Source organism: Rhodanobacter sp. OR92, from assembly GCF_000427545.1.
Taxonomy (GTDB): Bacteria; Pseudomonadota; Gammaproteobacteria; order Xanthomonadales; family Rhodanobacteraceae; genus Rhodanobacter; species Rhodanobacter denitrificans.
This window is the reverse complement of sequence record NZ_KE386556.1, coordinates 156667-183515: the sequence shown is the minus strand read 5'-3', so window position 1 is coordinate 183515 and position 26849 is coordinate 156667. Positions and strand designations below refer to the sequence as shown.

Annotated in this window: 22 protein-coding genes; 4 read left to right on the top strand and 18 right to left on the bottom strand. The window is 70.0% G+C overall.

What is annotated here, in order from left to right; translation table 11 throughout:
- Positions 1-13 precede the first annotated feature (13 nt).
- Both RHOOR92_RS0112565 and RHOOR92_RS19695 read right to left on the bottom strand, forming a co-directional pair.
- Positions 14-1252: a TIGR03862 family flavoprotein gene (locus RHOOR92_RS0112565; RefSeq protein WP_027490386.1), complete on the bottom strand. Its 1239-nt coding sequence runs from the start codon at positions 1250-1252 to the stop codon at positions 14-16.
- Positions 1249-1512 carry a hypothetical protein gene (locus RHOOR92_RS19695; protein WP_155950249.1) on the bottom strand — a complete coding sequence of 88 codons (264 nt, stop codon included), beginning with the start codon at positions 1510-1512 and terminating at the stop codon, positions 1249-1251. The genes RHOOR92_RS0112565 and RHOOR92_RS19695 overlap by 4 nt, the downstream gene beginning before the upstream one ends.
- 493 nt (positions 1513-2005) lie before the next feature.
- Here RHOOR92_RS19695 and RHOOR92_RS0112560 point away from each other — a divergent pair, with 493 nt between their 5' ends.
- The 3 genes from RHOOR92_RS0112560 to RHOOR92_RS0112550 all read left to right on the top strand — a co-directional run bounded on the left by RHOOR92_RS0112560 (position 2006) and on the right by RHOOR92_RS0112550 (position 7244).
- Entirely contained in the window at positions 2006-4072 is a 2067-nt protein-coding gene (locus RHOOR92_RS0112560) for a pre-peptidase C-terminal domain-containing protein (protein ID WP_027490385.1), read from the top strand.
- A gap of 165 nt (positions 4073-4237) precedes the next feature.
- A complete protein-coding gene (locus RHOOR92_RS0112555) occupies positions 4238-5611 on the top strand; it encodes a M20/M25/M40 family metallo-hydrolase (RefSeq protein ID WP_196802024.1) in 1374 nt (457 codons plus the stop codon).
- Between the two features lie 496 nt (positions 5612-6107).
- Positions 6108-7244 carry a hypothetical protein gene (locus RHOOR92_RS0112550; protein WP_027490383.1) on the top strand — a complete coding sequence of 379 codons (1137 nt, stop codon included), beginning with the start codon at positions 6108-6110 and terminating at the stop codon, positions 7242-7244.
- Between the two features lie 210 nt (positions 7245-7454).
- Here the strand turns inward: RHOOR92_RS0112550 and RHOOR92_RS0112545 are convergent, their stop codons facing one another.
- The 13 genes from RHOOR92_RS0112545 to gspE form a co-directional block, all read right to left on the bottom strand.
- A complete protein-coding gene (locus RHOOR92_RS0112545) occupies positions 7455-10106 on the bottom strand; it encodes an EAL domain-containing protein (protein ID WP_051281214.1) in 2652 nt (883 codons plus the stop codon).
- 110 nt (positions 10107-10216) lie between these two features.
- A complete protein-coding gene (gene hrpB, locus RHOOR92_RS0112540; RefSeq protein ID WP_027490381.1) occupies positions 10217-12724 on the bottom strand; it encodes an ATP-dependent helicase HrpB in 2508 nt (835 codons plus the stop codon).
- 63 nt (positions 12725-12787) lie between these two features.
- Positions 12788-15121, bottom strand: a complete 2334-nt coding sequence (gspD, locus tag RHOOR92_RS0112535; RefSeq protein ID WP_027490380.1) for a type II secretion system secretin GspD — start codon at positions 15119-15121, stop codon at positions 12788-12790.
- Positions 15122-15124: 3 nt separating this feature from the next.
- Positions 15125-15850 (bottom strand): general secretion pathway protein GspN, encoded by a 726-nt coding sequence (locus RHOOR92_RS0112530; protein ID WP_027490379.1) that lies wholly within the window; start codon positions 15848-15850, stop codon positions 15125-15127.
- On the bottom strand, positions 15847-16494 hold the full coding sequence (gspM, locus tag RHOOR92_RS0112525) for a type II secretion system protein GspM (protein ID WP_007512259.1): 648 nt from the start codon (positions 16492-16494) through the stop codon (positions 15847-15849). Before gspM ends, RHOOR92_RS0112530 begins: the two co-directional genes overlap by 4 nt.
- Positions 16491-17663 (bottom strand): PilN domain-containing protein, encoded by a 1173-nt coding sequence (locus tag RHOOR92_RS0112520; protein ID WP_027490378.1) that lies wholly within the window; start codon positions 17661-17663, stop codon positions 16491-16493. The genes gspM and RHOOR92_RS0112520 overlap by 4 nt, the downstream gene beginning before the upstream one ends.
- Complete coding sequence (locus RHOOR92_RS0112515) at positions 17660-18529, bottom strand: type II secretion system protein GspK (RefSeq protein WP_007512264.1); 870 nt, start codon at positions 18527-18529, stop codon at positions 17660-17662. The genes RHOOR92_RS0112520 and RHOOR92_RS0112515 overlap by 4 nt, the downstream gene beginning before the upstream one ends.
- Entirely contained in the window at positions 18526-19182 is a 657-nt protein-coding gene (locus RHOOR92_RS0112510) for a prepilin-type N-terminal cleavage/methylation domain-containing protein (protein WP_007512266.1), read from the bottom strand. Before RHOOR92_RS0112510 ends, RHOOR92_RS0112515 begins: the two co-directional genes overlap by 4 nt.
- Positions 19179-19601 carry a prepilin-type N-terminal cleavage/methylation domain-containing protein gene (locus tag RHOOR92_RS0112505; RefSeq protein ID WP_007512268.1) on the bottom strand — a complete coding sequence of 141 codons (423 nt, stop codon included), beginning with the start codon at positions 19599-19601 and terminating at the stop codon, positions 19179-19181. Before RHOOR92_RS0112505 ends, RHOOR92_RS0112510 begins: the two co-directional genes overlap by 4 nt.
- On the bottom strand, positions 19598-20056 hold the full coding sequence (locus RHOOR92_RS0112500; RefSeq protein WP_015449040.1) for a GspH/FimT family pseudopilin: 459 nt from the start codon (positions 20054-20056) through the stop codon (positions 19598-19600). The genes RHOOR92_RS0112505 and RHOOR92_RS0112500 overlap by 4 nt, the downstream gene beginning before the upstream one ends.
- Positions 20057-20060: 4 nt before the next feature.
- On the bottom strand, positions 20061-20486 hold the full coding sequence (gene gspG, locus RHOOR92_RS0112495) for a type II secretion system major pseudopilin GspG (RefSeq protein ID WP_027490376.1): 426 nt from the start codon (positions 20484-20486) through the stop codon (positions 20061-20063).
- 31 nt (positions 20487-20517) lie between these two features.
- The gene (gene gspF, locus RHOOR92_RS0112490; RefSeq protein ID WP_027490375.1) at positions 20518-21735 is read right to left on the bottom strand and encodes a type II secretion system inner membrane protein GspF; all 1218 of its coding nucleotides are present in this window, start codon (positions 21733-21735) and stop codon (positions 20518-20520) included.
- 1 nt (position 21736) lies between these two features.
- The gene (gspE, locus tag RHOOR92_RS0112485) at positions 21737-23470 is read right to left on the bottom strand and encodes a type II secretion system ATPase GspE (RefSeq protein ID WP_037115418.1); all 1734 of its coding nucleotides are present in this window, start codon (positions 23468-23470) and stop codon (positions 21737-21739) included.
- Between the two features lie 303 nt (positions 23471-23773).
- Here gspE and RHOOR92_RS0112480 point away from each other — a divergent pair, with 303 nt between their 5' ends.
- Entirely contained in the window at positions 23774-24562 is a 789-nt protein-coding gene (locus RHOOR92_RS0112480; protein ID WP_027490373.1) for a TatD family hydrolase, read from the top strand.
- A 59-nt stretch (positions 24563-24621) separates the two neighbouring features.
- Here RHOOR92_RS0112480 and RHOOR92_RS0112475 read toward each other — a convergent pair whose 3' ends face one another.
- The 3 genes from RHOOR92_RS0112475 to RHOOR92_RS0112465 form a co-directional block, all read right to left on the bottom strand.
- The gene (locus RHOOR92_RS0112475) at positions 24622-25158 is read right to left on the bottom strand and encodes a pseudouridine synthase (RefSeq protein ID WP_027490372.1); all 537 of its coding nucleotides are present in this window, start codon (positions 25156-25158) and stop codon (positions 24622-24624) included.
- Between the two features lie 13 nt (positions 25159-25171).
- Positions 25172-26107, bottom strand: a complete 936-nt coding sequence (locus tag RHOOR92_RS0112470; protein WP_027490371.1) for a class I SAM-dependent methyltransferase — start codon at positions 26105-26107, stop codon at positions 25172-25174.
- Positions 26108-26183: 76 nt separating this feature from the next.
- A complete protein-coding gene (locus tag RHOOR92_RS0112465) occupies positions 26184-26846 on the bottom strand; it encodes an NYN domain-containing protein (protein ID WP_007512282.1) in 663 nt (220 codons plus the stop codon).
- Between the last annotated feature and the right edge of the window lie 3 nt (positions 26847-26849).

The window sequence follows — 26849 nt, the reverse complement described above, 5'->3', positions numbered from 1 at the left end:
GCGGTCGGCGGCGTCAGCCCGCGCCCAGCAGCCGGCGCGCCGCGGCGCGGCCGGCGAGCAGGCCGCTGGCGAAGCAGGCGGTGAGCAGGTAGCCGCCGGTCGGCGCCTCCCAGTCCAGCATCTCGCCGGCGCAGAACACGCCGGGGCGGGCACGCAGCATCAGGTTTTCGTCCAGCGCCTCCAGCCGCACGCCGCCGGCGGTGCTGATCGCCTCGGCCACCGGTCGCGGCGCGCGTAGGCGCAACGGCAAGGCCTTGAGCCGCGTCGCCAGCGTCGCCGGATCGGCCAGGATGGCTTTGTCGGCGAGTTCGAACAGCAGCGCGCACTTGGCCTTGTCCAGCCCGGCGCGCCGGCGCAGCCAGTCGCCGAGGCTGTGCCTGCCGCGCGGCGCAGCCAGGCGCTCGGCGAGTACCGCTTCGGGGTAGCCGGGCACCAGGTCCAGCTTCAGCAGCGCTTCGCCGCGTTCGGCAATCTGCTCGCGCAACTCGGCGCCGATCGCGTAGATCAGACTGCCTTCGATGCCGTACTCACTGAGCACGAACTCACCCTGGCGCGAACGGGCCACGCCGCAACGGTCGACCCAGTGCGCCACCACCGGCTTGAGCGGGGCACCGGCGAAACGGCTGGCCAGATGCTCGCTCCACGCCAGCTCAAAGCCGCAGTTCGCCGGCTGCAGCGGCGCGACGTCGATGCAGGCCTGGCGCAGCGGCGCCACCCAGGCGCCATCGGAGCCCAGTTGCGGCCAGCTGGCGCCACCGAGCGCGAGGACGGTGGCCTCGGCATGCAGCGTGCGTTCGCCCTGCGCCGTGGCGAAGCGCAACGCGCCATCGCTCCAGCCCAGCCAGCGGTGGTGCACGTGGAACGCCACGCCGGATTCGCGCAGGCGGCGCAGCCAGCCGCGCAGCAATGGTGCCGCCTTCAGGTCGGCGGGAAACACCCGGCCGGAACTGCCGGCGAAGGTCTCCACGCCGAGCCCGCGCGCCCAGGCGCGCAACGCCTCCGCGTCGAACGCGTCCAGCCAGCGCCCCACCTCATCGCGACGCGCGCCATAGCGCTCGACGAAACGCGCGCGCGGCTCGCCGTGGGTGAGGTTGAGACCGCCCTTGCCGGCCAGCAGGAATTTCCGCCCGACCGAACCCTTCGCCTCGTACAGGTCGACCGCCACCCCGGCCGCGCAGGCGGCCTCGGCCGCCATCAGTCCCGCTGGACCGCCGCCGATGATCGCCAGTCGGGGAGAAGCTTGCCGGGTCATCCGCGCATGGTCGCATGCCGCCGGCGCGACTGCAGCGGCGAAAGGCGCATCATGCGGCAACGGAAACGGCCGCCAGTCCGGGCCAACTGAATCAGAAATAAACCGGGCAGGACGATTCCCGCGGATTTGCGAAACGGTTCGCCGCGGGCACCTTCGCCAAAATCGCGCGATATATTGCGAATCGCGCCGGACAAAATCACCGCAGACGCAGATAATTGCGTACCCGCCAGCCATTCCCGGCCCGGAATGAACGGCGCCACGCGCATTCATGCCGAGGCGAAACGCCTGCACCAGCCCCGCGCACCCAGGATCCATCTGGCTGATCCGTACGCAAAATACCGCCGCAGCGGCGGCCGATCGTGTCGCGAATCACGTGCTTTTGCGCCACCGGCGCCAGCCGGATGATTATCGAAGATATTTACGGCACAACCGCGACCACGTAATTCCATGATTATGTGACAGCGATCACCCGTCATTTCAAAAAGTCCTATTGACTGGTTTCATCTGCAACTCATACCGTCGCCGCATTCGCCAATGGGGAGCTTGGCGAATGATTCTGCCGCCACGCCTTTGCAAAACCATTTGCGAATCTGCATTCGGCCCCGAGGAAAAACCGGGGACCCGGGCGCGAGGCACGGGATCGCAAGGCAATCCAGGAAAACTCGGTGCCGCGTCTGTCCACGGCACTCCATGACATGAGGCCCTCACGGCCCCAGCGGGCTTCGTTTGCCTCAAAAACTTCGGGAGTTCCACATGCTAGGCAATTTTCAATTGAAGTCGTGGGCCATCGCGGCGGGGGTCGCCATCATGGCGGCGTCCAGCGCGGCGGCCACCAATGCAGTACCCGCACAAGGTGCCGCCACGCCAGCGGCGGCAGGCAATCGGACGCTCAACCCGTACTCGCCGGCCTACGGCCATCCCTACCGCCACGGCGTGTTTCCCACCAGGGAAGCCCATGCCCGGATGAAGCAGTACCAGGCGCTGCAGGCGACCACCACCACGGCCGCCACCGGCACGCAAACGCTCAGCTACGGCGGCGGCGTCGACGGCATCGGCGTCACCAGCGGCACGCCGAAGGTCTACATCGTCGTCTATGGCAACCAGTGGGGCACGGCCAGCACCAACAGCAGCGGCAACATGACCCTCTCGGGCGACGCCTACGGCGCCGTGCCTTACCTGGAAAGCCTGTTCAAGGGCCTGGGTACCGGCGGCGAGCTGTGGTCGGGCGTAATGACGCAGTATTGCGACGGCTCCTCGGTATCCACCGGCGCCACCTTCTGCCCCAGCGGTGCTCCGACCATCGGCTATCCGACCGGCGGCGCCTTCGTCAATATCTGGTACGACAATTCGGTGGCTTCGCCATCGCAGGCGACCGGTGCGCAGCTCGCGCAGGAAGCGATCAAGGCCGCGCAGCATTTCGGCAACACCACGGCGGCCTCCAACCGCTATGTGCAGTATGTGATCCTGTCGCCATCCGGCACCCATCCCGACGGCTTCAACACCAGCACTGGGCAATTCTGCGCTTGGCACGACTGGAACGGTGACCAGAGCGTCACCTCGCCGGTGGGCGACGTCGCGTTCACCAACATGCCGTACGTGCATGACATGGGCACGAGTTGCGGCATGAACTCGGTCAACGGCAGCGCGGGTGCGCTGGACGGTTTCTCGATCGTGGAAGGTCATGAGTATGCCGAGACCGTCACCGACCAGAACCCGGCCGGCGGCTGGACCAACCACACCGGCAACGCGACCTACAACGGCCAGGAAAACGGTGACGAGTGCGCCTGGATCAGCTCCGGCCAGGGCGCCACGGCGAACGTGACCATGGGCAACGGCACCTACCCGATGCAGAGCACCTGGTCGAACGACACCAACGAGTGCGACCTCTCCCATCCGATCGTGGGCGGCGGAACGCCGACGGGTGGCACCCCGGTGGCAAACTTCGGCTACACCACCAGCGGTCTCACCGCCAACTTCACCGACAGCTCCACCGACAGCGGCGGCACGCTCTCCGCACATTCGTGGACCTTCGGCGACGGCAGCAGCTCGACCGCCACCAACCCGAGCCATACCTATGCGGCGGGCGGCACCTACAGCGTCAGCGAGACGGTGACCGACAGCGTCAACGCGCAGACCAGCACCACGACGAAATCGGTGACGGTTTCCGCGGGTGGCGGTGGCAGCGGGCTGCAGAACGGGGTGCCGGTGACCGGCCTGGCGGCAGCCACCGGTGCGCAGCTGGCCTACAGCGTGAACATCCCGGCCGGCGCGACCAACCTGGTGATCTCCATCTCCGGCGGTACCGGCGATGCGGATCTGTACACCCGGTTCGGCGCTGCTCCGACCCTGAGCAGCTATGACTGCCGTCCGTACATCACCGGCAACAACGAGAGCTGCACCGTGGCCTCGCCGCAGGCAGGCACCTACTACATCATGCTGAACGGCTACGCCGCGTTCTCCGGCGTCACCCTCAAGGCCACCTGGAGCACCGGTGGTGGCGGTGGCGGCAATGTGCTGCAGAACGGCGTGGCGGCCACCGGCCTGACTGCAACCACCGGCAACAGCGTCAACTACACCATGGTCGTGACCGCCGGCGCCACCAACCTGAGCTTCAAGATTGCCGGCAGCGTGGGTGACGCGGATCTGTACGTGAAGTTCGGTTCCGCACCGACCACGTCGAGCTATGACTGCCGGCCGTACCTGACCGGCGACAACGAGACCTGCACGATCAGCAATGTGCAGGCCGGCACGTACTACGTGATGGTGCGCGCCTACCAGAGCTATTCGGGTGTCAGCCTGACCGGCAGCTACACGCCGTAAGCGACACTGCATCGAAACGGCACGCAGGGACGCGCGCCGGACCCTCTCCAGGACCCGAGGCCCGATCGGCGACGATCGGGCCTCTTCCTTTGCGGGTGCCCGGACACCACCCACGCTGTATCGTGAGCGCTCCGATGCCGAGGGATGCGAACGATGCTTCGACCGATGCAACTACTGCCTTTCATCCTGCTGGCGGCGACCGGCGCCGGCCGCGCCGCACAGGCGCCGGCCGCGCCGCGCGAACAGCCGGCGTTGCACGCGCTGGCCGGCGCACCGAGCGAAGCAGAGCTGCGCGCCACGATCGCCACGCTGGTCGGCTTCGGCACCCGCCACACGCTGTCCGACACCAAGTCCGACACCCGCGGTATCGGCGCCGCGCGGCGCTGGGTGAAGTCGCGCTTCGAGGCGATCGCGCGCGACTGCGGCGGCTGCATCGAGGTAGTCACGCCCGCGCAGGCATTCAGTGGCAAGCGCATGCCCACGCCCACCGAGGTGATGGACGTGGTCGCGATCAAGCGTGGCAAGCGCGACCCGCAGCGGGTGATCGTGATGACCGGCCACCTCGACTCGCGCGTCAGCGACGTGATGGACGCCAGCAGCGACGCGCCCGGCGCGAACGACGACGCCTCCGGCGTGGCCGCCCTGATCGAGGCGGCGCGGCTGCTGTCGAAGCAGGACAACGACGCCACCCTGGTGTTCGCCGCGCTGTCCGGCGAGGAGCAGGGCCTGTACGGCGGCAAGGTGCTGGCTGACTACGCGGCGGCCCACGGCTGGCGGGTCGAGGCCGACCTCAACAACGACATCGTCGGCAACAGCCGCGGCCAGAACGGCGTGGCCGACAGCAGCACCGTGCGTGTGTTCTCCGAAGGCACCAGGAGCAACGAGACGCCGGCGCAGGCGAACTATCGCCGCTATCACGGCGGCGAGGTCGATTCGCCCTCGCGCAATGTGGCCCGCACCATGGCGGCGCTCGCCGACGCCTATCTGCCGGACTTCCGCGTGCGCATGGTCTACCGCACCGACCGCTACGGCCGCGGCGGCGACCAGGTGCCGTTCCTGGAAGCGGGCTACCCCGCCGTGCGGGTCACCGAGGCGCACGAGGACTACACCCGCCAGCACCAGGACCTGCGTACCGAGCACGGCATTCACTACGGCGACACCATCGACGGCATCGACTTCCGCTACCTCGCCCGGGTCACCGCGCTGAACACCATCACCATGGCCGCGTTGAGTCGTGCGCCGGCGCCGCCGGAGGGAATCGACATCGCGGGCGCGGTGGCCACCGACACCACGCTGAAGTGGCGCAAGGTGCCCGGTGCCGCCGGCTACCGCGTGCACTGGCGCGATACCACCGCGGCGAAGTGGCAATACGCGCGCGCGGTGGGCGACGTCGATCATGCGGTGCTGCCGGACGTGGTGATCGACGACTGGTTCTTCGGCGTGTCGTCGGTCTCGGTCGACGGCTACGAGAGCCCGGTGGTGTTTCCCGGCGACGCCGGCAGCTTCGCGCGTTCGCCGGCGCCCGCCGGCCAGCCCTGAGCCCGCTGCCGCAGCCGCGCCGCTGCAACGCCGGGGGGTGCCGTCGAATTCGCCCTTGAAGATTATCAGCGGCAGTGAAAGACACCTTCCTTTCGCAATAATTTTCGTATTAACCGCAATTAACTGATGACGATTAAACAACCCATCCATGAGTTGCTGATGGAATCGAAGGCGTTTTCCGCAGCGAAGCCCTGTGTATTCGATTCCATATTTGAAAAAATCCTATTGACGGTTTTCATTCGCCTGACCTAGTTTGGCGGGATTCGCCCATTGGGAGGTGGGCGAATGATCCCCGAGGGAGGCCCGGCAAAACCGGTATCCCGGAAAAGCGGCGGCGGTCTTGTCCGATGGACGCAATCAAGGACGACCGCTGATAGCCACGGGATCCCGGTCAGGTCCGCAACAACACCAGTCGCCGCGAGTGATGCGGCTATTCCTGCATGGGGCCATTCGGCCGCATCGGGTCCGTTTGTCCTGAAAATCCACGGGGAGTCCTATGTCGACGTTATTGAAGCGCCATCTGCTCATCGCATTCGCCAGCACCGCCCTGCTCGCCGCCACCCTCTCCTCGGCGGTCGCCGGCAACACGGATGAATTCGCACCGAACCCGTATGCGCCCTCGTACGGGCACCCCTATCGCCACGGCGCGGTGCCCACCCAGGAAGCGCTGGCCCGCATGCGCCAGTACGACAACCTGCACGCCGCCAAACCCGGCAGCGGCACGTCCACCAGCTCGAAAACGCTGAGCTACGGCGGCGGCGTGGACGGCATCGGCGTCACCAGCGGCACGCCGAAGGTCTACATCGTGGTCTACGGCAGCCAGTGGGGCACCGCCGGCACCGACGCCAACGGCAACATGACCCTGAGCAACGACCCGGTGAACGCCGTGCCGTACCTGCAGAACCTGTTCAAGGGCCTGGGCACCGGCGGCGAGCTGTGGTCGGGCGTGATGACCCAGTACTGCGACGGCAGCGGCGTCTCCACCGGCGCCACCTTCTGCGCGACGAGCGCCAGCCACATCGGCTATCCCTCGAACGGCGCGCTGGTCTCCGTCTGGTACGACAACTCGGTGGCCTCGCCGTCCAACGCCACCGGCGCGCAGCTGGCGCAGGAGGCGATCAAGGCCGCGCAGCATTTCGGCAACACCACCGCCGCCACCAACCGCTACGCGCAGTACATCATCCTGTCGCCGACCGGCACGCACCCGGACGGCTTCAACACCTCCACCGGCAACTTCTGCGCCTGGCACGACTGGCAGGGTGACAACTACGGCATCACCTCGCCGGTCGGCGACGTGGCCTTCACCAACATGCCGTACGTCTACGACATGGGCACCAGCTGCGGCGAGAACTTCGTCAACAGCGGCGCCCAGGGCCTGGTGGACGGCTTCTCGATCGTCAACGGCCACGAGTACGCGGAGACGGTGACCGACCAGAACCCGGCCGGCGGCTGGACCAACCACGTCAAGGGCTCCCGCAGCAAGGGCCAGGAGAACGGTGACGAGTGCGCCTGGATCAGCTCCGGCCAGGGCAAGTCCCAGAACGTGGTGATGGGCAACGGCAGTTACGCCATGCAGAGCACCTGGTCGAACGACACCAACGAGTGCGACATCACGCACCCGATCGTGCTGTAAGACACGGCATCCGCCGTCGGCGCCTGCAGGCGGCCCGGCGGCTCCGTGCAGACGCAAGGATGATGGCCCGATCGGCGACGATCGGGCCATTTTTTTCCTGGCAAGACGCCGCTTCGCGACCGGCCGATGGCGGGAAAAGCGCCGCCCGCCAGCCATGCGGCCGCGCCGCTCGGGTCGAGGAAGCCCGACGGGCGGCACAGCGTCCGCGGTTCAGTCGCGCTGGAACAGTGCCAGCTCGGGCCGGTGCAGGCTGAAGCCCTGCACCCAGTTCACTCCCAGCGCCGCCAGCGCCTGCACGGTTTCCGCGTCGGCCACCCATTCGGCGACCACTTCCAGGCCGAGCCGGTGGCCGATGTCGGTGACCGCCCTGACCATCAGGTGGCTGACCGGGTCGGTGAGCATGTCGCGCACGAAGCTGCCGTCGATCTTGAGGATGTCCAGCGGCAGGTTTTTCAGATAGGTGAACGAGGACATCCCGGCACCGAAGTCGTCCAGCGCGATCCGGCAACCCACCGCGCGCAGCTGTTCCATGAAGCGCGCCACCTGCGACAGGTTGCGCACCGCCACGGTCTCGGTGATCTCGAAGCACACCCGCGACGGTTCGACCCGGTAGCGGCGCAGCAGATCGATGATGCGACCGGCCAGCCGCTCGTCCTCGACGCTGGCGCCCGACAGGTTGATCGCCACCATGCGCAGCATGCCGCCGCTCGGGTGCAACCGGTCGAAGTTCGCCAGCGTGGTCTCGATCACCCAGCGGTCGACCACCGGCATCAGGCCGTAGCGCTCGGCCGCCGGCATGAACACGCCGGGCACCACCAGCTGGCCGGACTCCTCGCGGAAGCGCAGCAGCATCTCGATATCGGTATCGCCGCCGGCGGCCAGCGGCAGCGGCCAGATCTCCTGGTAGGTGAGCACCAGCCGATGCTCGTCGACCGCCCAGCGCAGGCGGTTCGCCCACTCCATCTCGCTGTGCCGGCGTGACGTCTGGTCGTCGCGCTCGGAATAGAAATGCACGCGGTTGCGGCCGAGCTCCTTGGCCATGTAGCAGGCGGTATCGGCCTGCGCCAGCAGGTCCTTCACCAGGATGCCGGGGCGGTCGATCATGACCCCGCCGATGCTGGCGCTGATCATGTAGCTGCGCTGTTCCCAGATGAACACGTAGCCGTCGATGCAGCGGCGCACGCGCTCGGCGATCCGTTCGGCTTCCGCGCGATCGGCCACCCCGGTCACCAGCACGCCGAATTCGTCGCCGCCGAGCCGTGCCAGCATGTCGGTGCCGCCCAGCTGCTTGCGCATCACGATCGCCAGCTGGGCCAGCAGTTGGTCGCCGGCGAGGTGGCCGGAGGTGTCGTTGATCAGCTTGAACTGATCCAGGTCGATGTACAGCAGCACGGCCAGCGGCGTGCCGGCCACGGTCGCGTCCAGCGCGCGGTGCAGGCGGCGTTCGAACTCGCGCCGGTTGTACAGCTCGGTCAGCGCGTCGTGGCTGGCCTGGTGGCTGAGCAGCTCGGTCAGCTGGCGCTGTTCGCTGATGTCGCTGGCCACCATCAGCAGCTTGCTGCGCCCGCTCAGCATCACCCGCGAGATCGCCACGCTGGCCCAGAAACCGTCGCCGGCGTCGCTGCGCAGGATCGCGTCGACCCGGCCGCAGCCGCGGGTGTCATCCTGCTGCAGCTGCGTGCGCAGGTCCCGGTCCTCGAACAGCTCGGGCAGCTTGCGCTCGGTCACGTGCTGGCCGAGGCGGTCGCGCGACGCCTGGTTGGCATAGGTGATCGCCCCGTCCCCGGCCTCGGCCAGCAGCACCAGCGCCGGCAGCAGGTCGTTCAGCGCGCGGAAGCGCTCCTCGCTCTCGCGATAGCGGCGGCTCATCCGCCAGCCCTGCGCCAGCGCGCGCTGGCGGGCGCTGGCGACCGAATACACCAGCAGTGCCAGCAGCACGCTGGCCAGCACGCCGGCCAGCAGGATCGCCCGCCCGCCCCCAATCACGCCGACGCGGTGCGGCAATGGCCGCAGCTCGACGCTCCACACGCGTCCGCCGTAGGCGAGCTTGCGCTCGTAACGGTAGCCGTCCCTCGACCACCACGGGCCGGTGCCGGAGTCGTACAGCGGCAGCGCCTGCGGCCCGGTGACGTCGCTGATCTGCAGGCGCAGGTTGTGCGCCAGCCGCTCGGGCAGCGCGCTGGCGATCAGGTCGTGCAGCCGGAACGAGGCCGCGATCGAGCCGCGCATGCGTGAGCGCCGTTCCTCGGCAGTCTGCGGCGGCGGCCCGGAGCTGTAGATCGGCAGCCGCAGCGTGGCGCCAATGCCCGCCATGCCGGATGCCGCCAGCTGCACCGGGTGGAACGGCGCCGACAGGGTCGCGCGGTCGCTGTCGCGCGAGGCCAGCAGGCCGGCAAGGTTATGCGGCTGCGTGCCGACATCGAGCCCGACCACGCGCTCGTTGCCGGACGCCGGCTGCACCCAGCGGGTCACGTAATGCTCGCCGTCGGGCCGCCGCTCGCGCTGCGCGTAGGCCAGCGCAAGCAGGTTGGGAAACTGTTCGCGCGGGCGCATGTTGGCGTAGAAGCCGGCGTATTCGCCCGCGTCCACCTCCTCCGAGGAGAGGAACAGCGATTGCGCCGCACGCAGCAGCGACTCGGCCGCGTACAGCCTGCTCTGCAGCGAGGCATAGGTCTTGTTGGCCAGCTCGTCGCGGATCAGCGTGCGTTCGACCTGCAGCCGCTGCTGCTGCTGATGGTGCATGACCATCGTCAGCGCCAGCCCGGACAGCAGCGCCAGCAGGCTCCACAGCCAGGCCGCCAGCCGCCATGGCGAGGGCCGCGGAAGCGCGCCATCGGGGTCGCCACGACCGTGGGCCGTCATCAAGTGGAATTCGTCGTAATCCTTGTGTCGGGGCAAGGGATCCACCACGCGATACCGTGGCCTGCGATGGTACACAAGTGCGCCGTCGACGAGACGTGCCTGGCGGCGACTCAGTTCCGCTCGCGCGGTTTCGCGCGATGCGTGGGCGTAGCGGTCCACGGGTCGTCCGGCCACGGGTGGCGCGGGTAGCGTCCCTTCAGTTCCTTCTTCACTTCCGGGTAAGTGCGTTCCCAGAAACCCTTCAGGTCCTGGGTCACCTGGATCGGCCGGCCGGCCGGCGAGAGCAGGTGCAGGGTGACCGGGATGCGCCCGCCGCCGATGCGGGGAGTGTCGGCTAGGCCGAACAGCTCCTGCAGTTTCACCGCCAGCACCGGCGGCGCACCTTCGGCGTACTCCAGCCGGCGGTTCTGTCCGCTGGGCACCACCAGGCTTTCTGGCGCCTGCGCATCCAGCGTGCGGCGCTGCGCGTGGTCGAACCGCGACGCCAGCGCCTGCGCCAGTTGCTCCGTACTCAGCGCATCCAGGCGATGGCTGCCTTCGAGATGCGGGGCCAGCCAGTCTTCCAGCGAGGCCAGCAGCGCCGGCTCGGACACATCCGGCAGACCCAGCTCCGGCATCCATCCACGCAGCGCCTGCATGCGCGCGAGCAGCCGCCGCGCATGCTCGCTCCACGGCAGCGCGTCCAGGCCCTTCGCGCGCACGGCGGCGAGCAGCGCCGGCAGCGCGTCGGCGGGTTTCACCGGCACGCTGCGGCGCTCCAGCACGATCGCGCCGAAGCGCCGCTCGTCGAACGCCTCGGCGGCGCCGCGCTCGTCGTTCCAGCGCAGCGTGCGCTCGCGGCAGAACTGCGCGGGATAGTCGCGTTCCAGCACGCACGGATCGAACGGCGCGGCGGCGAACACCAGGCTGTCGCGCGCCTCCAGGCGCAGGTCCAGCACCAGCAGCCACGGCTCGCCCAGCAGCGCGGTGTGCTCGTGCAGGCGTGCACCACGACCGTTGGCCAGCGTGTAGCGCAGCGGGTTGCGCTCGTCGCGGCGTGCGATGCGGTCGGGGAAGGCGTGCAGCAACAGGTCGCCGACCGCATGGCTGTCGGGCACGCCGCTGGCGGCGCTGCGCACGTCCAGGCGCCGGCGCCAGCCCTTGCTGGCCTGCTCGATCGCGGCCAGCGCAGCGCTGTCGACCTCGCCGCGCGCGGCTGCACCACGGCGATCGCGCCACGCATGCAGGGCGGCCACCCGCGCCCGGAAATCGTCGCTGCGCGCCTGCATGCCGCGCAGCGGCGAACGCGCTTCCATCAGCGCCAGCAGGTCGGCTACCAGCGCATGCAGTTCCGGCGGCGCACGCAGCGCGGCGGCGCCGAGCCGCGGCGTGGCGCCGAGTTCCAGCATGCGCCGGCCCAGCGCAGTGATGCGGCCGTCGGCATCCAGCGCGGCGAGACTCTTCAGCAGCTCGCGTGCCTGCGCCAGCGCGCCGGGCGGCGGCGGGTCCAGCCACGGCAAGGTATCGCTGCCCCAGGCCGCGAGTTCCAGCGCCAGCCCGGAGAGTTCCGCCTGCGCGATCTCCGCGCTGCGCGCCGGGTCGAGCCGCCGGCTTTGCGGCCACAGCCGGTACGTCGTGCCCGCGGCCACCCGTCCCGCGCGACCGGCGCGCTGGTCGGCCGAGGCCTGCGCGATGTTTACGGTCTGCAGGCGGGTGAAGCCGGAGTTCGGATCGAAGCGCGGCTCGCGCGCGAGCCCGCTGTCGACCACCGCGCGAATGCCCGGCGCCGTGACGCTGGACTCGGCCACGTTGGTGGCCAGCACGATGCGGCGCGTGCCCGGCTCGGCCGGCGCCAGCGCGGCCTGTTGCTCGGCCAGCGACAACTCGCCGTGCAGTGCGACCAGCTCGACGTCGTCGCGTGCCAGCACTTGCGCCAGCACCGCCTGCGCACGCGCGATCTCGCGCCGGCCGGGCAGGAACGCCAGCACGTCGCCGTCGTTCTGTTCCAGCGCCTGCTTCGCCACGCGGGCGAGCTGTTGTTCGAGCGTCTCCTGCGCGCGCGCCGGCGGATACTCGATGCGTACCGGGTAGCTGCGGCCGGGACTCGTGAGCCGCGGTGCGTCCAGCCACGCCGCGATGCGCTCGCCGTCCAGCGTGGCCGACATCACGAGCAGGCGCAGCTGCGGCCGCAGCGTGGCCTGCACCTCCAGCGCCAGCGCAGCGCCGAGGTCGCCGGCGAGGTGGCGTTCGTGGAACTCGTCGAACACGATCGCGCCGATCCCGCCCAGCTCCGGATCGTGCTGGATCAAGCGGGCAAGGATGCCTTCGGTGACCACCTCGATGCGGGTCGCCGCACTCACCTTCGACTCGAAGCGGATGCGGTAGCCGACGGTCTGGCCCACGTCCTCGCCGAGCTGCTGCGCCATGAACTGTGCGGCGGCGCGCGCCGCGATCCGGCGCGGCTCCAGCATCACGATCTTCTGCCCGGCCAGCCACGACGCATCGAGCAGGGCCAGCGGCACCTGGGTGGTCTTGCCGGCGCCCGGCGGCGCCTCCAGCACCAGCCGCGGCGTCGCGGCCAGCGACGCGCGGATCTCGGGCAGCAGCGGGGTGATCGGGAACGAAGGCAGCGCACTCATCGCGCCGATGATAGCGGGCGCCGCCGCGCAAGCGCCCCGGCGATGCGCCGGGGCGCCCGTCTGCTACGGCTTGCTGTCGGCGCGCGCCGGTGCGCGCAGCGGCGCCAGCGACTCGAACTTGCTCTGGTAGTCGTCGGTGATCTGCTTGGCGTCGGCGCCGCCGCGGATCACCCGCGGGGTGATCAGCACGATCAGCTCGGTGCGGTTGCGACTGCGGCTGGTGTTGCCGAACAGCCGGCCCAGCACCGGCACGCGGTTGAGGCCCGGGATGCCGGTATCGGTGTTGCCCTCGGCCTGCTCGATCAGGCCGCCGAGCAGCACGGTCTGGCCGCTCTGCACCGCCACCTGGGTCGCCAGCTTGCGCTGCGAGATGGCCGGGTTGCCGTTGACCAGCGGCACCGAGCGGTCGGCCTGGCTCACTTCCTGGCTGATGTTCATGTAGACCAGGCCGCCGGGATTGATCCGCGGCTGCACGTTGAGGATCACGCCGGTGTTGAGGTAACTGACCTGGCTGTAGCTGGTGGTGGTGCCGATGCCGGTATTCACGCTGGTCTGGTTGATCGGGATCTGGTTGCCGACCGCGATGCTGGCCACCTGGTTGTTCATCACCACCATCGATGGCGCCGACAGCGTCTTGGTGTTGCCGCTGGTCTCCATCGCGCGCACCGCGACCTGCAGGTCGCTGTTGAGGAAGGAGTAGAAGAACGGCTCGCCGCGGAACGCGTTGCCGCCCTGGCCCAGGCCGAGCTGACGGTGCCGGTACGGCTGGCCGGGAATGATGTTGCCGCTGCTGTCGGTGGTGCTGCCGGTGAGCCCCTCCAGGTACCACTGCACGCCGAACTGGAACTCGCCGGTGAGGTTCACCTCCAGGATGCGCGTCTCGATCTGCACCTGCAGCGGCACGTTGTCGAGCTTGCCGATCGCGCCCTTGATCTCCTCCCACTGCGACGGGCGCGCGCGCACCAGCAACTGGTTGCTGCCGTCGACCGAGCTGATCCGCACGCTGCCGTCGCTGGAGCTGTACTGCGGCTCGCTGGCCGCACTGCTGCCGCCGCCCGCCGCGGGATAACTGCCGAAACCGGCCGAGCCGCTGCCGAAACTGCCGCCAGCCGCGGCGCCGCCGTCGCGGCCGCCGCCGCTCGCGCCGAAGCCGCCGCCCGCGTTGGCGTTCACCTGGCCGCCGCCGCGCGACGCATCGGCGGGGTTGCCGAAGCTGCCGGCGGTGCTGCCCATGCTGGTCGCGCCGGCGTTTTCGGCGCTGCCCAGGGTGGCGCCGGCCAGGCCCGGCCCAACCTGGCCGCCGCTATCGCCGCCGCCGCTGCCGGCGCCGTTGGTGTAGATCTGCGCCAGGTACCGCGCCAGGTCCGACGCCTTGATGTTGCGCACGTCATAGACGAACAGCTGCGGCTCGTTGCCGCCGCCGCGGTCGATGCGGGCGATCCAGTCGCCGACTTCCTGCAGGTAGTCGCTCTGCGTGCTGATCACCACCAGCGCGTTGGTGCGCTCGATCGGGATGAAGCGCAGCATGCCGGCCAGCGGGGTGTTGCCGTGCTCGCCGAACATGGCATCCAGCTTCGGCATCAGCTCGCCGACGTTCGCGTACTGCAGGTTGAACACGCCCACCGACATGCCGCGCAGCCAGTCGACGTCGAAGGTGCGCACCATGCTCTGGTAGTTGGCCAGCTCCTGCGGCGTGCCGGACATCACCAGCAGGTTGCGCGCCGGGTCGACCAGCAAGGTGGCGTCCGGCCGCGCGAACGGCTTGATCAGCTTCTGCATCTCGCTGGCGGAGATGTAGTGCAGCGGGAACAGCCGCGCCTGCAGGCCGCCCGCCGGCGCACTGGCGCCGAGGCTGGGCACCAGGTTGCCGGCCACCGCGTCTTTCTGCGGCATCACCACGTAGCCGCCGTCGCGGTGCACCAGCGCGTTGCCGGTCCACGACAGCAGGGTCTCCAGGATCGGCAGCGCCTGGCTGGCATCGACCGGCTCGGCGGTGGCGAAGGAGATGTTGCCCTGCACGCCGGGCACGATCGTGTAGTTCTGCTTGAGCAGGTCGCCGAGGATCGCCTTGACCACCGCCTGCACCGGCTGGTTCTCGAAGTTGAAGGTGACCGCGCCGTTGCCGCCGGCCGCCGGACGCGGCGCGATCAGCGCACCGGGCCGGATGAACTGGCCGCTGCCGTGGCTGAGCTCGGTGGTCGCCGCCGTCCCACGACTAGCGCTGCCGCTGTTCAACGGCAGCGGCGCCGGCACCGGATTCTGCGTGCCGGCGATCGCCTCACGCTGCAGCGCGCCGTCGTCGTGTGGCTGCGGCAGGCTGGCGCAGGAGGCGACCAGGCCCACCGCGAGGGCAAGCGTGGCGCTGCGCAGGACTTGCTGGATGAGCATGCGGGACATGGATCAATGTTCTCCTTCGTGGGTCGCCGCAGCACGGGCGGCCCGACGTTTCTGGATGCTCCGGCGCAGCCGCTCGGCCGCCGATTCCGTAGCGGGCGGCGGCGTGGCCGCCGGGGCGCCACGCATCGGCTCGATCGTGCCACGGGCGGGGCTGCGGCGGTCGGCCGCGGCCCCGGCATCGGCGGGCGCCACCTGCATCGCCGCCGCGCCGGCCGGCTGGCCGCGCACGTCTGCCGCGCCGCGCGGCGAATCGATCGGTGCGCCGGCCGGCAGCTTCAGTTCGGTGCGCCCGGCCGGCGATTCGAACAGCGCCGAACGCGGGCGAAGCTCGACCAGCTTCACGCTGCCGTCGGGCAGCGCCTCGCCTTCGCGCAGGCGCACCTGTTTGTCGCCGTTGCGGTCGTGCAACAGGGCCATGCGCAGGCCGGGGGTGAGGATGATGCCGGTCAGGTCGAGGTCGCCGAGGCTGCTGCCGCCGTCGGCACGTGCGGTCGGCTTGCGGTCGGGGCTGAACAGCGGCTTCTGCCAGACCAGCGCGTAATGCGCCAGCGGCACCGGCGGCGGCAGATCGGCTTGCCGCCCGGCCGGCGGCAACGGTGCCGACGGGCGCGGCGCATCCCAGCGCACACCGCGGCCGAGCCCGGCCAGCAGCGCCAGCAGCACCGCGCCCAGCAGCAGCACGAGCGCGACCAGCCATGGGGTCAGCTGACGCTGGCTGGCGGCGTTCATGGCACGCCTCCCGCGTCGTCGGGCGCGCGATCGGACGATGCCGGCGCGGTGCGCGCCGGGCGCACGTAGCCGGACAGGCTGAACTGCACTTCCAGTGCCGCGGCGTTGTTCTGCTGCGCGACCACCGGGTTGCGGTAGATGCTGAGGTCGTCGACGAACAGGTACGGCGTGCCCTGCTCCAGCGCCTGCAGCACCGCTGCCAGCGGTGCCATGTCGCAGTTCAGGCTGATGCTCACCGCCGCCTTGCGGTACGGTTCGCCGGCCGAGGGGGCCGGGCTCGGCAGCGGCATCTTCTGGGTCACCGTGCATTGGCCGCCGCCGGCGTTGGCGGCGACCACGTCGATCACGCGCTGCATCAGGTCGCCCGCGGCGGTGTTCGGATCGTCGGCGGCGAGGAATGCGCTGCTGGCGGCCTGGCCGGCACCGAGCGCGGCGAGGCGCTGCTGCAGCGCCGGCTTTTCGGCGATCGCGGCGGCGTAGCGGCTGTGCGTGTCGCGCAGGTCGGCCATCTCGGCGCGCACCTGCCGCAGCGGCACCACGAACCACCAGCGCAGCAGCACCACGTAGGCCAGCGCCAGCGCCAGCAGCAGCAGGATGATCGCCGCGATGCGGCTGTCGCGCGGGTTCATGGCGATCGTCTTCATGGTGCGCTCCCGCCGGCCGCCGGGGGCGATACCGGCGGCTTCGGCTGGTTCACGCGCGCGGTCAGGTAGAAGCGCTCCTTGCCGGTGGTCGGGTCCGGCTGGATGCTGCCCTGGAAACTGGCGTCGGTGATCAGCTTCGAATCCTTCAGCGCGTCGAGCAGTTTCGCGGCCTGCTGGCTTTGCCCCTGCAGGCCGACCTGGCCGGTGTTGTCGACGCTGAAGCGTTCCAGCCAGGCGCTGTCCGGCAGGCGCCCGGTGACCTCCTGCAGCAGGCCGAGCATGGCCACCGTGTCGCGCTTGCGGCGGGCCAGGAAACCGGCCGCGCCGGCGTTGTCCTGCAGCTGCTGGCGCAGGCCGGCCACCTGCTGCGCCTCGCCGCGCATCGCTTCGACCTCGGCCTGCATCTGCGCCAGTGCCAGCTGCCGGTTGTGCAGCCACTCGCCGAGCACCAGCACCGCCAGCAGCACGCTGGCCGCGGCCAGGATCAGGTTCAGCCGGCGACGCGGGCGCGCGCGGTGCGGCACCTGTTCCGGTGGCAGCAGGTTGGCGCCGAGGCGGCCGTCGCCCGCGGCCAGGTCCACCGCGTCGACCGCGATGCCCTGCGCGCGCAGGCGCGCCAGCAGCGGATCGAGCGTGTCGCGGGTGACCACCACCAGCTCGGCGCTGAAGCGGCCCGGCGGCGCGGGCGCGGCCAGCTCGCGCACGGCGTAGTACACCTGCGCCAGGGTGAACGGGGTCTGCCGGTCCATCTCGAATCCGGCCACCTGCAACAGGTTGTCGCGCGCGGCCAGCGGCAGCGCCAGCGTGCGCCGCAGCACCCGCGCCGGCGGCAGCAGCAGGGCCAGCCGCAGGTCCTCGCGATCCACGCGCTTGAGCGCCGCGCTCAACGCGACCGGCGCCACGCGCACGCCATCGGCGGCGGTGTCGGCGCCGTCGTCCCAACTCGCCAGCACCTCGGCGTGGTCGCTGCGGCGAACGCTCCACTGCGTGCCCGCGTGCTGCAGCAGGTGCCAGTCCGCACCGCCGCCGAACCAGCCGCGCCAGCGCGGCGGCAGCAGCTCGCGCAACTGGCCGCCCCACCAGCCGAGGAAGCCCGGCAACGGCGAGGCACGCCAGCCCCGGCGCATACGCTCCACCCACGGCCGCAGCGACGGCGTTGCCGTACTCATTCTGCCTCCCCCTCCTGCCAGCGCAGCACCATGTACGGTTGCGCCTGCCCCGCCTGCAGGCGAACCGTGGCGCGCAGGATTGCGCGCGTGCCGTCGGCCAGCGTGGCCTCCGAACGAATACTATGCGTGGTTCCGTTGTTGAGAACCAGCCGCGGGTCGGCCGCGTTGCGCTGCCGCGCGGCGCGGATCTCGTTCAGCTGCTCCGGCGTGATCCCGGGGATCGCGGCCAGCGCCAGCGGCGGGGCGGTGTTCGGGTCCGGGCTGGCGGTGCCGGCCCAGACCGTCACCACCGGCGCCACCTGCCGGTACAGCGCCGGCGTCATGCCCAGCACCATCTGCAGTTCCTCGATGCTGGCGAACGGGCCGCCGCGCGGGCCGTAATCGCGGCCGGCCGCCTTGTAGGCCGCGCGCGAGCCGGCGCCTTCGCCGTCGGGGGCGGGCGGGTTGCGCCAGTCCAGCACGTGACCGGCCAGCGCCTGCGCCGCGGCCGCCTTCAGCCCGGCCGCCTGGAACAGGCCGCGCAGCACCTCCGGCGAGGCGGCGTTGAGATCGACCTTGCCGCTCTCGTCGATCGCGCGCACGACGACCGTGGCATGGTCGTAGCTGAACACATACGGCCGGCCGTCGCCGGCCCAGTGCTGTCTGGGCTGCGGATCCTGCAAGGCGTACAGCGCGCGCATCAGGCCGGCCTCGGCGGCGTAATGCGCCTGGGTCTGGGCGAACTGGTAGCGCGCCTGCAGGCCCTCGGTGCGCGCCAGTGCGGCGTAGCCGCCGAGCAGGATCGCCAGCAGCGTGCACGCCCACAGCACCAGCAGCAGGGCGACCCCGCGCTGGCTGGCCGGCAACCGCCGTGGCCGATGCATCATCGTATGCTCCCGCCGCGCATGCGCATGCGCGACAGCTCAGTCTGCGCCGGATTCGCGCGCAGCGGCACGTCCAGCTGCGGCCAGCCCAGCGCGCCCGGCGCCTGCAGTTCGATCCGCACCAGCTGCGGCAGCAGGCGGCCGTCGGCCCACGCCGGCGACCACGGCAGCGCGGCGCCCTGCCGATCGACGCCGCGGTAGGCGAAGCCGCCGGCCTTGATCCGGTCGAGCAGCACCTGCGGTTCGCCCAGCGGCTGCGGCGGCTGGCCGTCCGGCGGCAGCAGGGCCAGGCTCAGTTCCAGCCGCAGGCCGCCGTGGCCGTCGTCGACCAGTTGCAGCCGCTGCAGTTGCGGGCCGAGCTTGCCGAGGTAGCCGGGCAGCGGCGCCACGTAGCGCATTTCGCGCGCACTGCCTTGGAAGTAGACCGGCTCGCCCTGGTCGGTGCGGCCGATCGGCTGCAGCATGCTCTGCGCCAGTTCGCGGCGCAGGAACTGCTGCGCCGAGCGCACCTGGTCGGTCCGCTCGATCGCTGCGGTGCCCGAGCGCACGCTGTGGCTGGCGGTGCGGATACCCGAGTACACCCCGACCAGCAGCAGCGCCAGCAGCACCAGTGCGGCGAGCACTTCCAGCAGGGTGAAGCCGGCGGCGCGTTTCATCGCGATGCCTGCGCATTGCCGGCGGGCGCCGGCGTACCCAGCCGCAGCGTGCGGAAGTGCGCCGTGCGCGGATGCGCCACCGCCCCCCACGACACGGTCAGGTCCAGCTGGTACAGCTGCAGCGACGCGCCGGGCGCGCTCGGGCCGGCCGCGTTCCACGGCGTCACGTCGAGCCGCCAGCGGTACTGCGAATTGAAGCGGCCGGAGCGGCTGCCCGGTTTGACCGGTTCGCCCACGAACGCGCTGTCGAGCAGGCTGCGCGCATGCATCGCCGCCGCGCTGTGTTCAGTCGCGTTGTGGCTCAGGCTGATCGAGGCGCCAGCCACCTTCATCAGCGCGGTGAACGCGATCGCCAGCAGCATGATCGCGGCGATCACCTCGAGCAGGCTGAAGCCGCGTTGCGGGTGGGCGCCGTTCATCGCGCCGCCACCGTGTCGACCACGCGCACTTCGCCGGTCAGCCACGACACGTTGACGTGCCACTCGCGCCGGCCGCTCTTGAGCGTGATGCGCCCGCCGGTGGAGCTGCCGTCGGGGAAGAAGCGGATGCGCCCGGTGTGGTCGTTCGGCTGATCGTCCTTGGCGCTGGTGATGCTAACGCGCAGGCCTTGCGGCAGGCGCACGTCCTGCCGCTTCGCGCCGTCGTAGCTGTTGGCGCGGGTGTCCACGTCGAAATGCTGTTCCTCGCCGCGCACGATCGCCTGCGCGCGGGTGGCGCGCAGCGCGCCGGCCAGCTCGCTGCTGGCCGCGCGCACGCGGGCACTGGCCAGGCCCTGGCTCACCGAGACCGACACCGCTGCCACCGCAATCCCGATCAACAGGATCACCGCCAGCATTTCCAGCAGGGTGAAGCCGTTGGCGCGCGAGACTCTCACATGCTTACTGCCAGTTACCCACGTCCTTGCTGTAGCCGTCGCCGCCCGGCTTGCCGTCCTGGCCGTAGAAGATCAGGTCGAAGCTGCCGTGCTGGCCCGGATACTGGTAGCCGAACGGGTGGCCCCACGGGTCCTTCAGGTCGGAGGCCTTCGCGTACGGGCCCTGCCAGTTCGGCGCGTTCGCCGGCCTCACCGCCAGCCCTTCCAGTTGCTGCGGCGGCGCGCCGTTGTCCAGCGCGTAGTTCTCGATCTTCTGGCTCAGGGTCATCAGCTGCGCCTTGCCGGCGCCGTACTTGCCCTTGTCGACGTTCTTGCCGACCTGGGTCACCACCACCGCGCCGATGATGCCGATCAGCACGATCACCGCGAGCATCTCCAGCAGAGTGAAGCCGGCGCTCGAACCGGGGCGTCGTGGTTGCCTGTGCTGCATGGGGATCACCTCGAATGTGCGAATGGAGTTTCTATTGGATATTGCTGGTCAGGCTGAGCAGCGGCAGCAGGATCGCGGCCATGATGATCGCCACCAGCACGGTCATCACGATGGTCAGCGCCGGCACCAGCGCCGCCAGCAGGCGGTCGATCGCGCGTTTGGACTCGAGCTCGAACGTGTCGGCGACTTTCAGCAGCATGGTGTCGAGCTGGCCCGCTTCCTCGCCGACCTGCACCATCTGCATCGCCAGCCGGGGGAACAGTTTCGACTGGCCCAGCGCCAGGCTCAGGCCCGCACCGCCCTTGACCTGTTCGTGCGCCGCCTCCAGCGCCGCGTCCAGCGCGCGGTTGCCGGTGACCTGGCGGGCGATGGTCAACGCGCTGAGCAACGGTACGCCGTTCTTCAGCAGGGTGCCCAGCGTGCGCGCGATGCGTGCGGTCTCCACCTTCAGCAGCAGCGGGCCGACCAGGCGCAGCCGCAACAGGCGGGCGTGCCAGGCCAGCCGCGCCACCGGATCGCGCAGCCGCGCGCGCCAGGCGAACGCGCCGCCGCCGAACAGCAGCAGGATCAGCCACCACCAGGACTGCAGCGCGTTGCCGAGTGCCAGCACCGCGGCGGTGATCCACGGGATCGGCACCTGCATGTCCTCGAAGATCGGCACGAACTGCGGCACCACGTAGGCCAACAGCAGCACCAGCGAGCCGAGCACGCCGACCAGCAGGAAGGCCGGGTAGATCAGCGCGTTCACGATGCTGCCGCGCAGCTGCTGCGCGCGTTCCAGGTAATCGGCCAGCCGGCGCAGCGTTTCTTCCAGCGAACCGCCCGCCTCGCCGGCGCGCACCAGGCTGACGTACAGCTTGGGGAACACGCCATGTTCCTCGTCCAGCGCCGACGACAGGCTGTTGCCGCCGCGCACGCGATCGCGCACGCGCTCGACCAGCTTCTTCGCGTGCTCGCCCTCGGGCAGTTCGAGCAGGATGCCGAGCGCGCGGTCCAGCGGCTGGCCGGCGCCGAGCAGGGTTGCCAGCTGGTGGGTGAACTGGGCCAGCTGGTCGCCGCTGAACGGACCGCGCTTGAACAGCGCGGCGAAGCCGCTGCCACCGCCAGCACCGTCGGCCGGCAGCGCTTCCAGCGGCGTATGGCCCTGGTCCTGCAGGCGGCCGATCACTTCCTCGACGCTGGCCGCCTCCATCTGGCCCTGCAGCGTCTCGCCGGCATCGTTGACCGCCTTGTAACGGAACTGCGCCACTTCAGCCTTCCTGCGTCACGCGCAGGACCTCTTCCAGCGTGGTGATGCCGGCCACGGCCTTGGCGATGCCGTCCTCGTACATCGTGCGCATGCCTTCGGCGCGCGCCTGCTTCTCGATGTCGCCCTCGTTGGCGCGCTGCATCACCAGCCGGCGCAGCGGATCGCTCATGGTGAGGAACTCCATGATGGCGCGGCGGCCACGGTAGCCGCTGGGATTGGCCGCGCTGCTGCCCGGCCTCCACAGGCGGATCGGGCGCTCGTCGGTATACTTGTGCAGTTCGAACTGCTCGATCACTTCGGGCAGCGCTTCGTACGGAATCGCCGTTTCCGGATCGAGCCTGCGCACCAGCCGCTGCGCCAGGATGCCGTTGATGGTGGAGCCGAGCAGGTAGTCCTCCACGCCCATGTCGAGCAGGCGCGTGATGCCGCCGGCGGCGCTGTTGGTGTGCAGCGTGGACAGCACCAGGTGGCCGGTGAGCGCGGACTGGATCGCGATGCGGCAGGTTTCCAGGTCGCGCATCTCGCCGATCATGATCACGTCCGGGTCCTGGCGCATGATCGAGCGCAGCGCGCCGGAGAAGTCCAGCCCGATCTGCGGCTTCACCTGGATCTGGTTGATGCCTTCGAGCTGGTATTCGACCGGGTCCTCGACGGTGATGATCTTCACGTCGTTGGTGTTGATCCGCGACAGCGCGGTGTACAGCGTGGTGGTCTTGCCCGAACCGGTGGGGCCGGTCACCAGCAGGATGCCGTGCGGCTTTTCCAGCACGTCGACGAAGCGCTGCTGGAAGCTGTCGGTGAAGCCGAGCGAGGCGAAGTCGAACACCACCGATTCGCGGTCGAGGATGCGCATCACCACCGATTCGCCGAAACTGGTCGGCACGGTCGACACGCGCAAGTCGAGCTCCTTGCCCTGCACGCGCAGCTGGATGCGGCCGTCCTGCGGCAAGCGGCGCTCGGCAATATTCAAACGCGCCATGATCTTCACCCGCGAGATCACCGCGGCGGTGGACGACGACGGCGGCGCTTCCACTTCATGCAATACGCCATCGATGCGGTAGCGCACCTTCAGCCGGTTCTCGAACGGCTCGATGTGCACGTCGGACGCGCGCTGCTCGACCGCGCGCTGCAGAATGAGATTCACCAGGCGGATCACCGGCGCCTCGGAGGCCAGGTCGCGCAGGTGCTCGACGTCGTCCTCTTCCGCCGCGCTGCCGTCGAGGTTCTCCACGATCGTGCCCATCGCCGAACGGCCGCTGCCGTAATAGCGTTCGATCAGGCCGTCGATTTCCGAGCGCAGGCCGACCCGCAACGCCACCGGCCGGCCCGCCGCCAGTTCGACCGCCTGCAACGGATACGGATCGGCCGGATCGGCCACGATCAACGCCAGTCCGTGCTGGTCATCCTGCACCGGCACCACGTGCTGCTGCTTCAGGAAGCGCAGCGATACCTCGAGGTCGGCCGGCGGCAGTTCCGGCGCGTCGCGCGCCGCCAGCAGCGGCACCTGCAGCAGGTCGGCCCAGGCCTCGGCCAGGTCGCGCTCGGAGACCAGCCCGAGGCGCGCCATCAAGGTGGTCAGCGTGCCCTCGGCCGATTCCTCGTGCAGGCGGCGTGCGCGGCCCAGGTCGCTGTCCTTCAGGCGCCCGCGCGCGACCAGCCACGCGCAGACTTCCGTCTCGCGGTCATCCGCCACCTGACCCGACCCGCCGACCGCCGGCTCGATCGCTGCCGACATCCTCCACCCCGCTCGATAACCGCGAAAAGCCGTCGACGCTCCCCTGCGGCGAAACGGCACGCACCATAGTTAGCACATCCGGCTGGCAGCAGGTGAATGCCGTCCACGCCGGCCACCACGGCGGCACAAACGTCCATTGTGGGGCATGCGCCCACAGCGTGGGACATCCGCGGCCTAGGAAAATTTCCTGTGCCGCCGCCGGCGTGATGCGGATCGCCGGCCCGCGACGCGCCCGCCGCCGGTCACGCATTTGCGCCGCTGCGGGGGTCTGGGACAATGCCGCTTTCGATGACCGGCCAGGCCATGCCACTGCTCGATATCGGCGCCAACCTCACCCACGAGTCGTTCCACCACGACCTCGACGCCGTGCTGCAGCGCGCGCAGGCGCACGGCGTGATGCGGATGGTGGTCACCGGCGCCTCGCGCGAGGGCAGCGAACACGCGCTGGCGCTGGCGAAGGCGCACCCAGGCACGCTGTTCGCCACCGCCGGCGTGCATCCGCACCACGCGCTCGACTACGACGACGCCACCGATGCGGCGTTGCGCGAACTGGCGCTGCAGCCGCAGGTACGCGCGGTCGGCGAGACCGGGCTGGACTACAACCGCAACTATTCGCCGCGCGAGGTGCAGCTGCGGGTGTTCGAACGCCAGCTGCGCATCGCGGCCGAGCTGCAGATGCCGCTGTTCCTGCACCAGCGCGACGCGCACGCGGATTTCGTCGCGCTGCTGCGGCGCTGGCGCGACCGGGTGCCCGCTGCGGTGGTGCACTGCTTCACCGACACCGGCGAGGCGCTTGCCGACTACCTCGCGCTGGACTGCCACATCGGCATCACCGGCTGGATCTGCGACGAGCGCCGCGGCATCCACCTGCGCGAGCTGGTGCGCACGATTCCGGCCAACCGCCTGATGATCGAGACCGACGCGCCCTACCTCTTGCCGCGCACGGTACGCCCGCCGCCCAGCCACCGGCGCAACGAGCCGATGTACCTGAAGCACATCTGCGAGGAGATCGCCCGCGACCGCGGCGAGAGCGCGGAAGTCACGGCGGCGAACAGCACGGCGACGGCGGAAGCGTTCTTCGGATTGGCGTGAGGTGCCGTACGCCCTGCCCATGCATGCACCTGCATGGGCAGGCTGGAAAGGGGGTGTTCCTAGCCCGCCAGTACCCGCGTTTTGCCCGGCGCCAGCCCATCCAGCGCATGCTCGCCGATGCGCACGCGGACCAGCCGCAGGGTCGGGAAGCCGACCGCGGCGGTCATCCGGCGCACCTGGCGGTTGCGGCCTTCGCGCAGGGTGAGGCTGAGCCAGCTGGTGGGAATGGCCTGGCGGAAGCGCACCGGTGGATCGCGCGGCCATAGCCAGTCCGGTTCGACGGCGAACGCGGCTTCGGCCGGCAGGGTCGGGCCGTCGTTGAGCACCACGCCGCGGCGCAAGGCCTGCAGCGCGGCTTCGTCGATGACGCCCTCGACCTGCGCCAGGTAGGTCTTGGCCTGCTTGTGGCGCGGGTCGGTGAGCCGGTGCGCCAGACGGCCATCGTCGGTCAGCAACAGCAGGCCCTCGCTGTCGCGGTCCAGCCGTCCAGCCGCATAGACGTCCTTTTGCGTGACAAAATCGGCCAGCGTGGGGCGGCCGCGCTCGTCGGTGAACTGGCACAGCACGCCGTACGGCTTGTTCAGCGCGAGCAGCATGCTGCGCTTCGGTTCAGCGCGATGCCGCCGTCGGCGCCGCGGGCTTGACGAAGCGTAGGGTCATCCGGTCGGACTCGCCGATCGCCTGGTACTTCGCCTTGTCCTTTTCGCCCAGCGTGAGCGTGGGCGGCAGCGTCCACACGCCCTTCGGGTAGTCCCTGGTGTCCTTCGGGTTCGCGTTGATCTCGCTGCTCTCGTCCAGCGTGAAGCCCGCCCCGGTGGCCAGCTTCACCACGTAATCGGTGGGCAGGTAGCCACTCGACTTCACCGCCTCCAGCGAGGCGCCATCGGCGGCGCGGTGGTCGACCACGCCGAGCACGCCACCGGGTTTGAGCACGGCGAAGAACGCCTTGAACATCGCCGGAGCGGTGTCGGCCATGACCCAGTTGTGCACGTTGCGGAAGGTCAGCACCAGGTCGGCCGAGGCCGGCGGGCCGAACACCGGCGAGCGCGGATCGAACGTCACGATGCTGGCGTTGCCGTAGTGCGCCGGGTCGGCGGCGAATTTCCGGCGCAGGGCGCTGTCGTCGCTGCGCGCCTCGCTGTCGGCCGCGGGCGCCTTTTCGGCCGCGACGTAGTGGCCGTTGTCGTGCAGCAGCGGCGCCAGGATCTCGGCGTACCAGCCGCCGCCGGGGGTGATCTCGATCACCGTGCGATCCGGCCGCACGCCGAAGAACTGCAAGGTGGCCTTGGGGTGGCGGTACGCATCGCGGGCGCGGTTCGCCGCCGAACGCCAGCTGCCGGCCAGCACGCTGTCCAACTGCGAGGCGGTGAAGTCGCTGGCGCTGGTCGGCGGCACCAGTTCGTCCGCCGGCTGGTCCGTTTCGGTCGAGGCGACCCGTGCCGCCTGCGCGCCGGCCAGCGCGGGCAGGCCCAGGCCAGCGGCCAGCAGCACCACCGCGGCCAGTCGCACCGTACCCGTCCTTGCCACTCGTGTTGCGCGGTTCATCGTTGACTCCTTGGCGCGTTGGCCATCCGAATTTGCTGCAATGTCGCGAAAAGCATGTGCAATCCTGGTAAACGGCTCAGAACGGCCGCGGGCACACCGACTGCAGGCCGTCGATGTGTTCGTGCAGGTCCGGCGCGATGCCCTGCCACATCGGGTCGAGGATGAAGTCGATGCCTTCGTAGCGGGCCAGTTTCGCGGCCGGAATGAAATCGGCGTCGCCGGCGACCAGGATGATCTGGTCGACCAGCTTCTTGTAGGTCAGCGCGGCGATATCAATGCCGATCTTCATGTCGACCTGGGTCTGGCGCATGTCCGGCTCGAAGTGCTCGTCGCGCAGGTCGTCCCAGCGCAGGCTGCCCTCGCGCAGCTGCTGGTAGGCGCTGCGCTTGAGCTGCCACTCGCCGCGCTCGGCCAGCCGGCCCAGCCGCAGCGCCATCTTGCGCTGGCGGCGCAGCTGGTCGTGCAGCTCGCGGCGGAACGCGGCGGCGCCGGTGCGGCCGAAGTCCACGCTGTCGCCGCTGATCGGCTTGACCAGACTCTTTTCCAGCGGCGGGCAGTCGTAGAAGTAGATGCGGTAGAGCTGCTCGCGCGGGCGGTCGACCGCCTTCAGGTGCTCCAGCGCCATGCCGAACAGGGTCTTCGCCACCGCGCGCGCGTCGCCGGCGTCGCGCTCGCCGTAGACCTTGCGGTAGCGGGCAAGAAAAAAGGCGCCGTCGACGAGGATGGCGGTGCGGTTCATGGA

Excerpts from the sequence above, each read along its gene's own strand:
- RHOOR92_RS0112545 (WP_051281214.1), bottom strand. The coding sequence starts at position 10,106 with ATGACGGCCCACGGTCGTGGCGACCCCGATGGCGCGCTTCCGCGGCCC.
- RHOOR92_RS0112550 (WP_027490383.1), top strand. The coding sequence starts at position 6,108 with ATGTCGACGTTATTGAAGCGCCATCTGCTCATCGCATTCGCCAGCACC.
- RHOOR92_RS0112480 (WP_027490373.1), top strand. The coding sequence starts at position 23,774 with ATGCCACTGCTCGATATCGGCGCCAACCTCACCCACGAGTCGTTCCAC.
- RHOOR92_RS0112555 (WP_196802024.1), top strand. The coding sequence starts at position 4,238 with ATGCAACTACTGCCTTTCATCCTGCTGGCGGCGACCGGCGCCGGCCGC.
- RHOOR92_RS0112520 (WP_027490378.1), bottom strand. The coding sequence starts at position 17,663 with ATGAGTACGGCAACGCCGTCGCTGCGGCCGTGGGTGGAGCGTATGCGC.
- hrpB (WP_027490381.1), bottom strand. The coding sequence starts at position 12,724 with ATGAGTGCGCTGCCTTCGTTCCCGATCACCCCGCTGCTGCCCGAGATC.
- gspM (WP_007512259.1), bottom strand. The coding sequence starts at position 16,494 with ATGAAGACGATCGCCATGAACCCGCGCGACAGCCGCATCGCGGCGATC.
- RHOOR92_RS0112475 (WP_027490372.1), bottom strand. The coding sequence starts at position 25,158 with ATGCTGCTCGCGCTGAACAAGCCGTACGGCGTGCTGTGCCAGTTCACC.
- RHOOR92_RS0112505 (WP_007512268.1), bottom strand. The coding sequence starts at position 19,601 with ATGAACGGCGCCCACCCGCAACGCGGCTTCAGCCTGCTCGAGGTGATC.
- RHOOR92_RS0112465 (WP_007512282.1), bottom strand. The coding sequence starts at position 26,846 with ATGAACCGCACCGCCATCCTCGTCGACGGCGCCTTTTTTCTTGCCCGC.
- RHOOR92_RS0112470 (WP_027490371.1), bottom strand. The coding sequence starts at position 26,107 with ATGAACCGCGCAACACGAGTGGCAAGGACGGGTACGGTGCGACTGGCC.
- RHOOR92_RS0112515 (WP_007512264.1), bottom strand. The coding sequence starts at position 18,529 with ATGATGCATCGGCCACGGCGGTTGCCGGCCAGCCAGCGCGGGGTCGCC.
- gspE (WP_037115418.1), bottom strand. The coding sequence starts at position 23,470 with ATGTCGGCAGCGATCGAGCCGGCGGTCGGCGGGTCGGGTCAGGTGGCG.
- RHOOR92_RS0112510 (WP_007512266.1), bottom strand. The coding sequence starts at position 19,182 with ATGAAACGCGCCGCCGGCTTCACCCTGCTGGAAGTGCTCGCCGCACTG.
- RHOOR92_RS0112565 (WP_027490386.1), bottom strand. The coding sequence starts at position 1,252 with ATGACCCGGCAAGCTTCTCCCCGACTGGCGATCATCGGCGGCGGTCCA.
- gspG (WP_027490376.1), bottom strand. The coding sequence starts at position 20,486 with ATGCAGCACAGGCAACCACGACGCCCCGGTTCGAGCGCCGGCTTCACT.
- RHOOR92_RS0112560 (WP_027490385.1), top strand. The coding sequence starts at position 2,006 with ATGCTAGGCAATTTTCAATTGAAGTCGTGGGCCATCGCGGCGGGGGTC.
- RHOOR92_RS0112530 (WP_027490379.1), bottom strand. The coding sequence starts at position 15,850 with ATGAACGCCGCCAGCCAGCGTCAGCTGACCCCATGGCTGGTCGCGCTC.
- gspD (WP_027490380.1), bottom strand. The coding sequence starts at position 15,121 with ATGTCCCGCATGCTCATCCAGCAAGTCCTGCGCAGCGCCACGCTTGCC.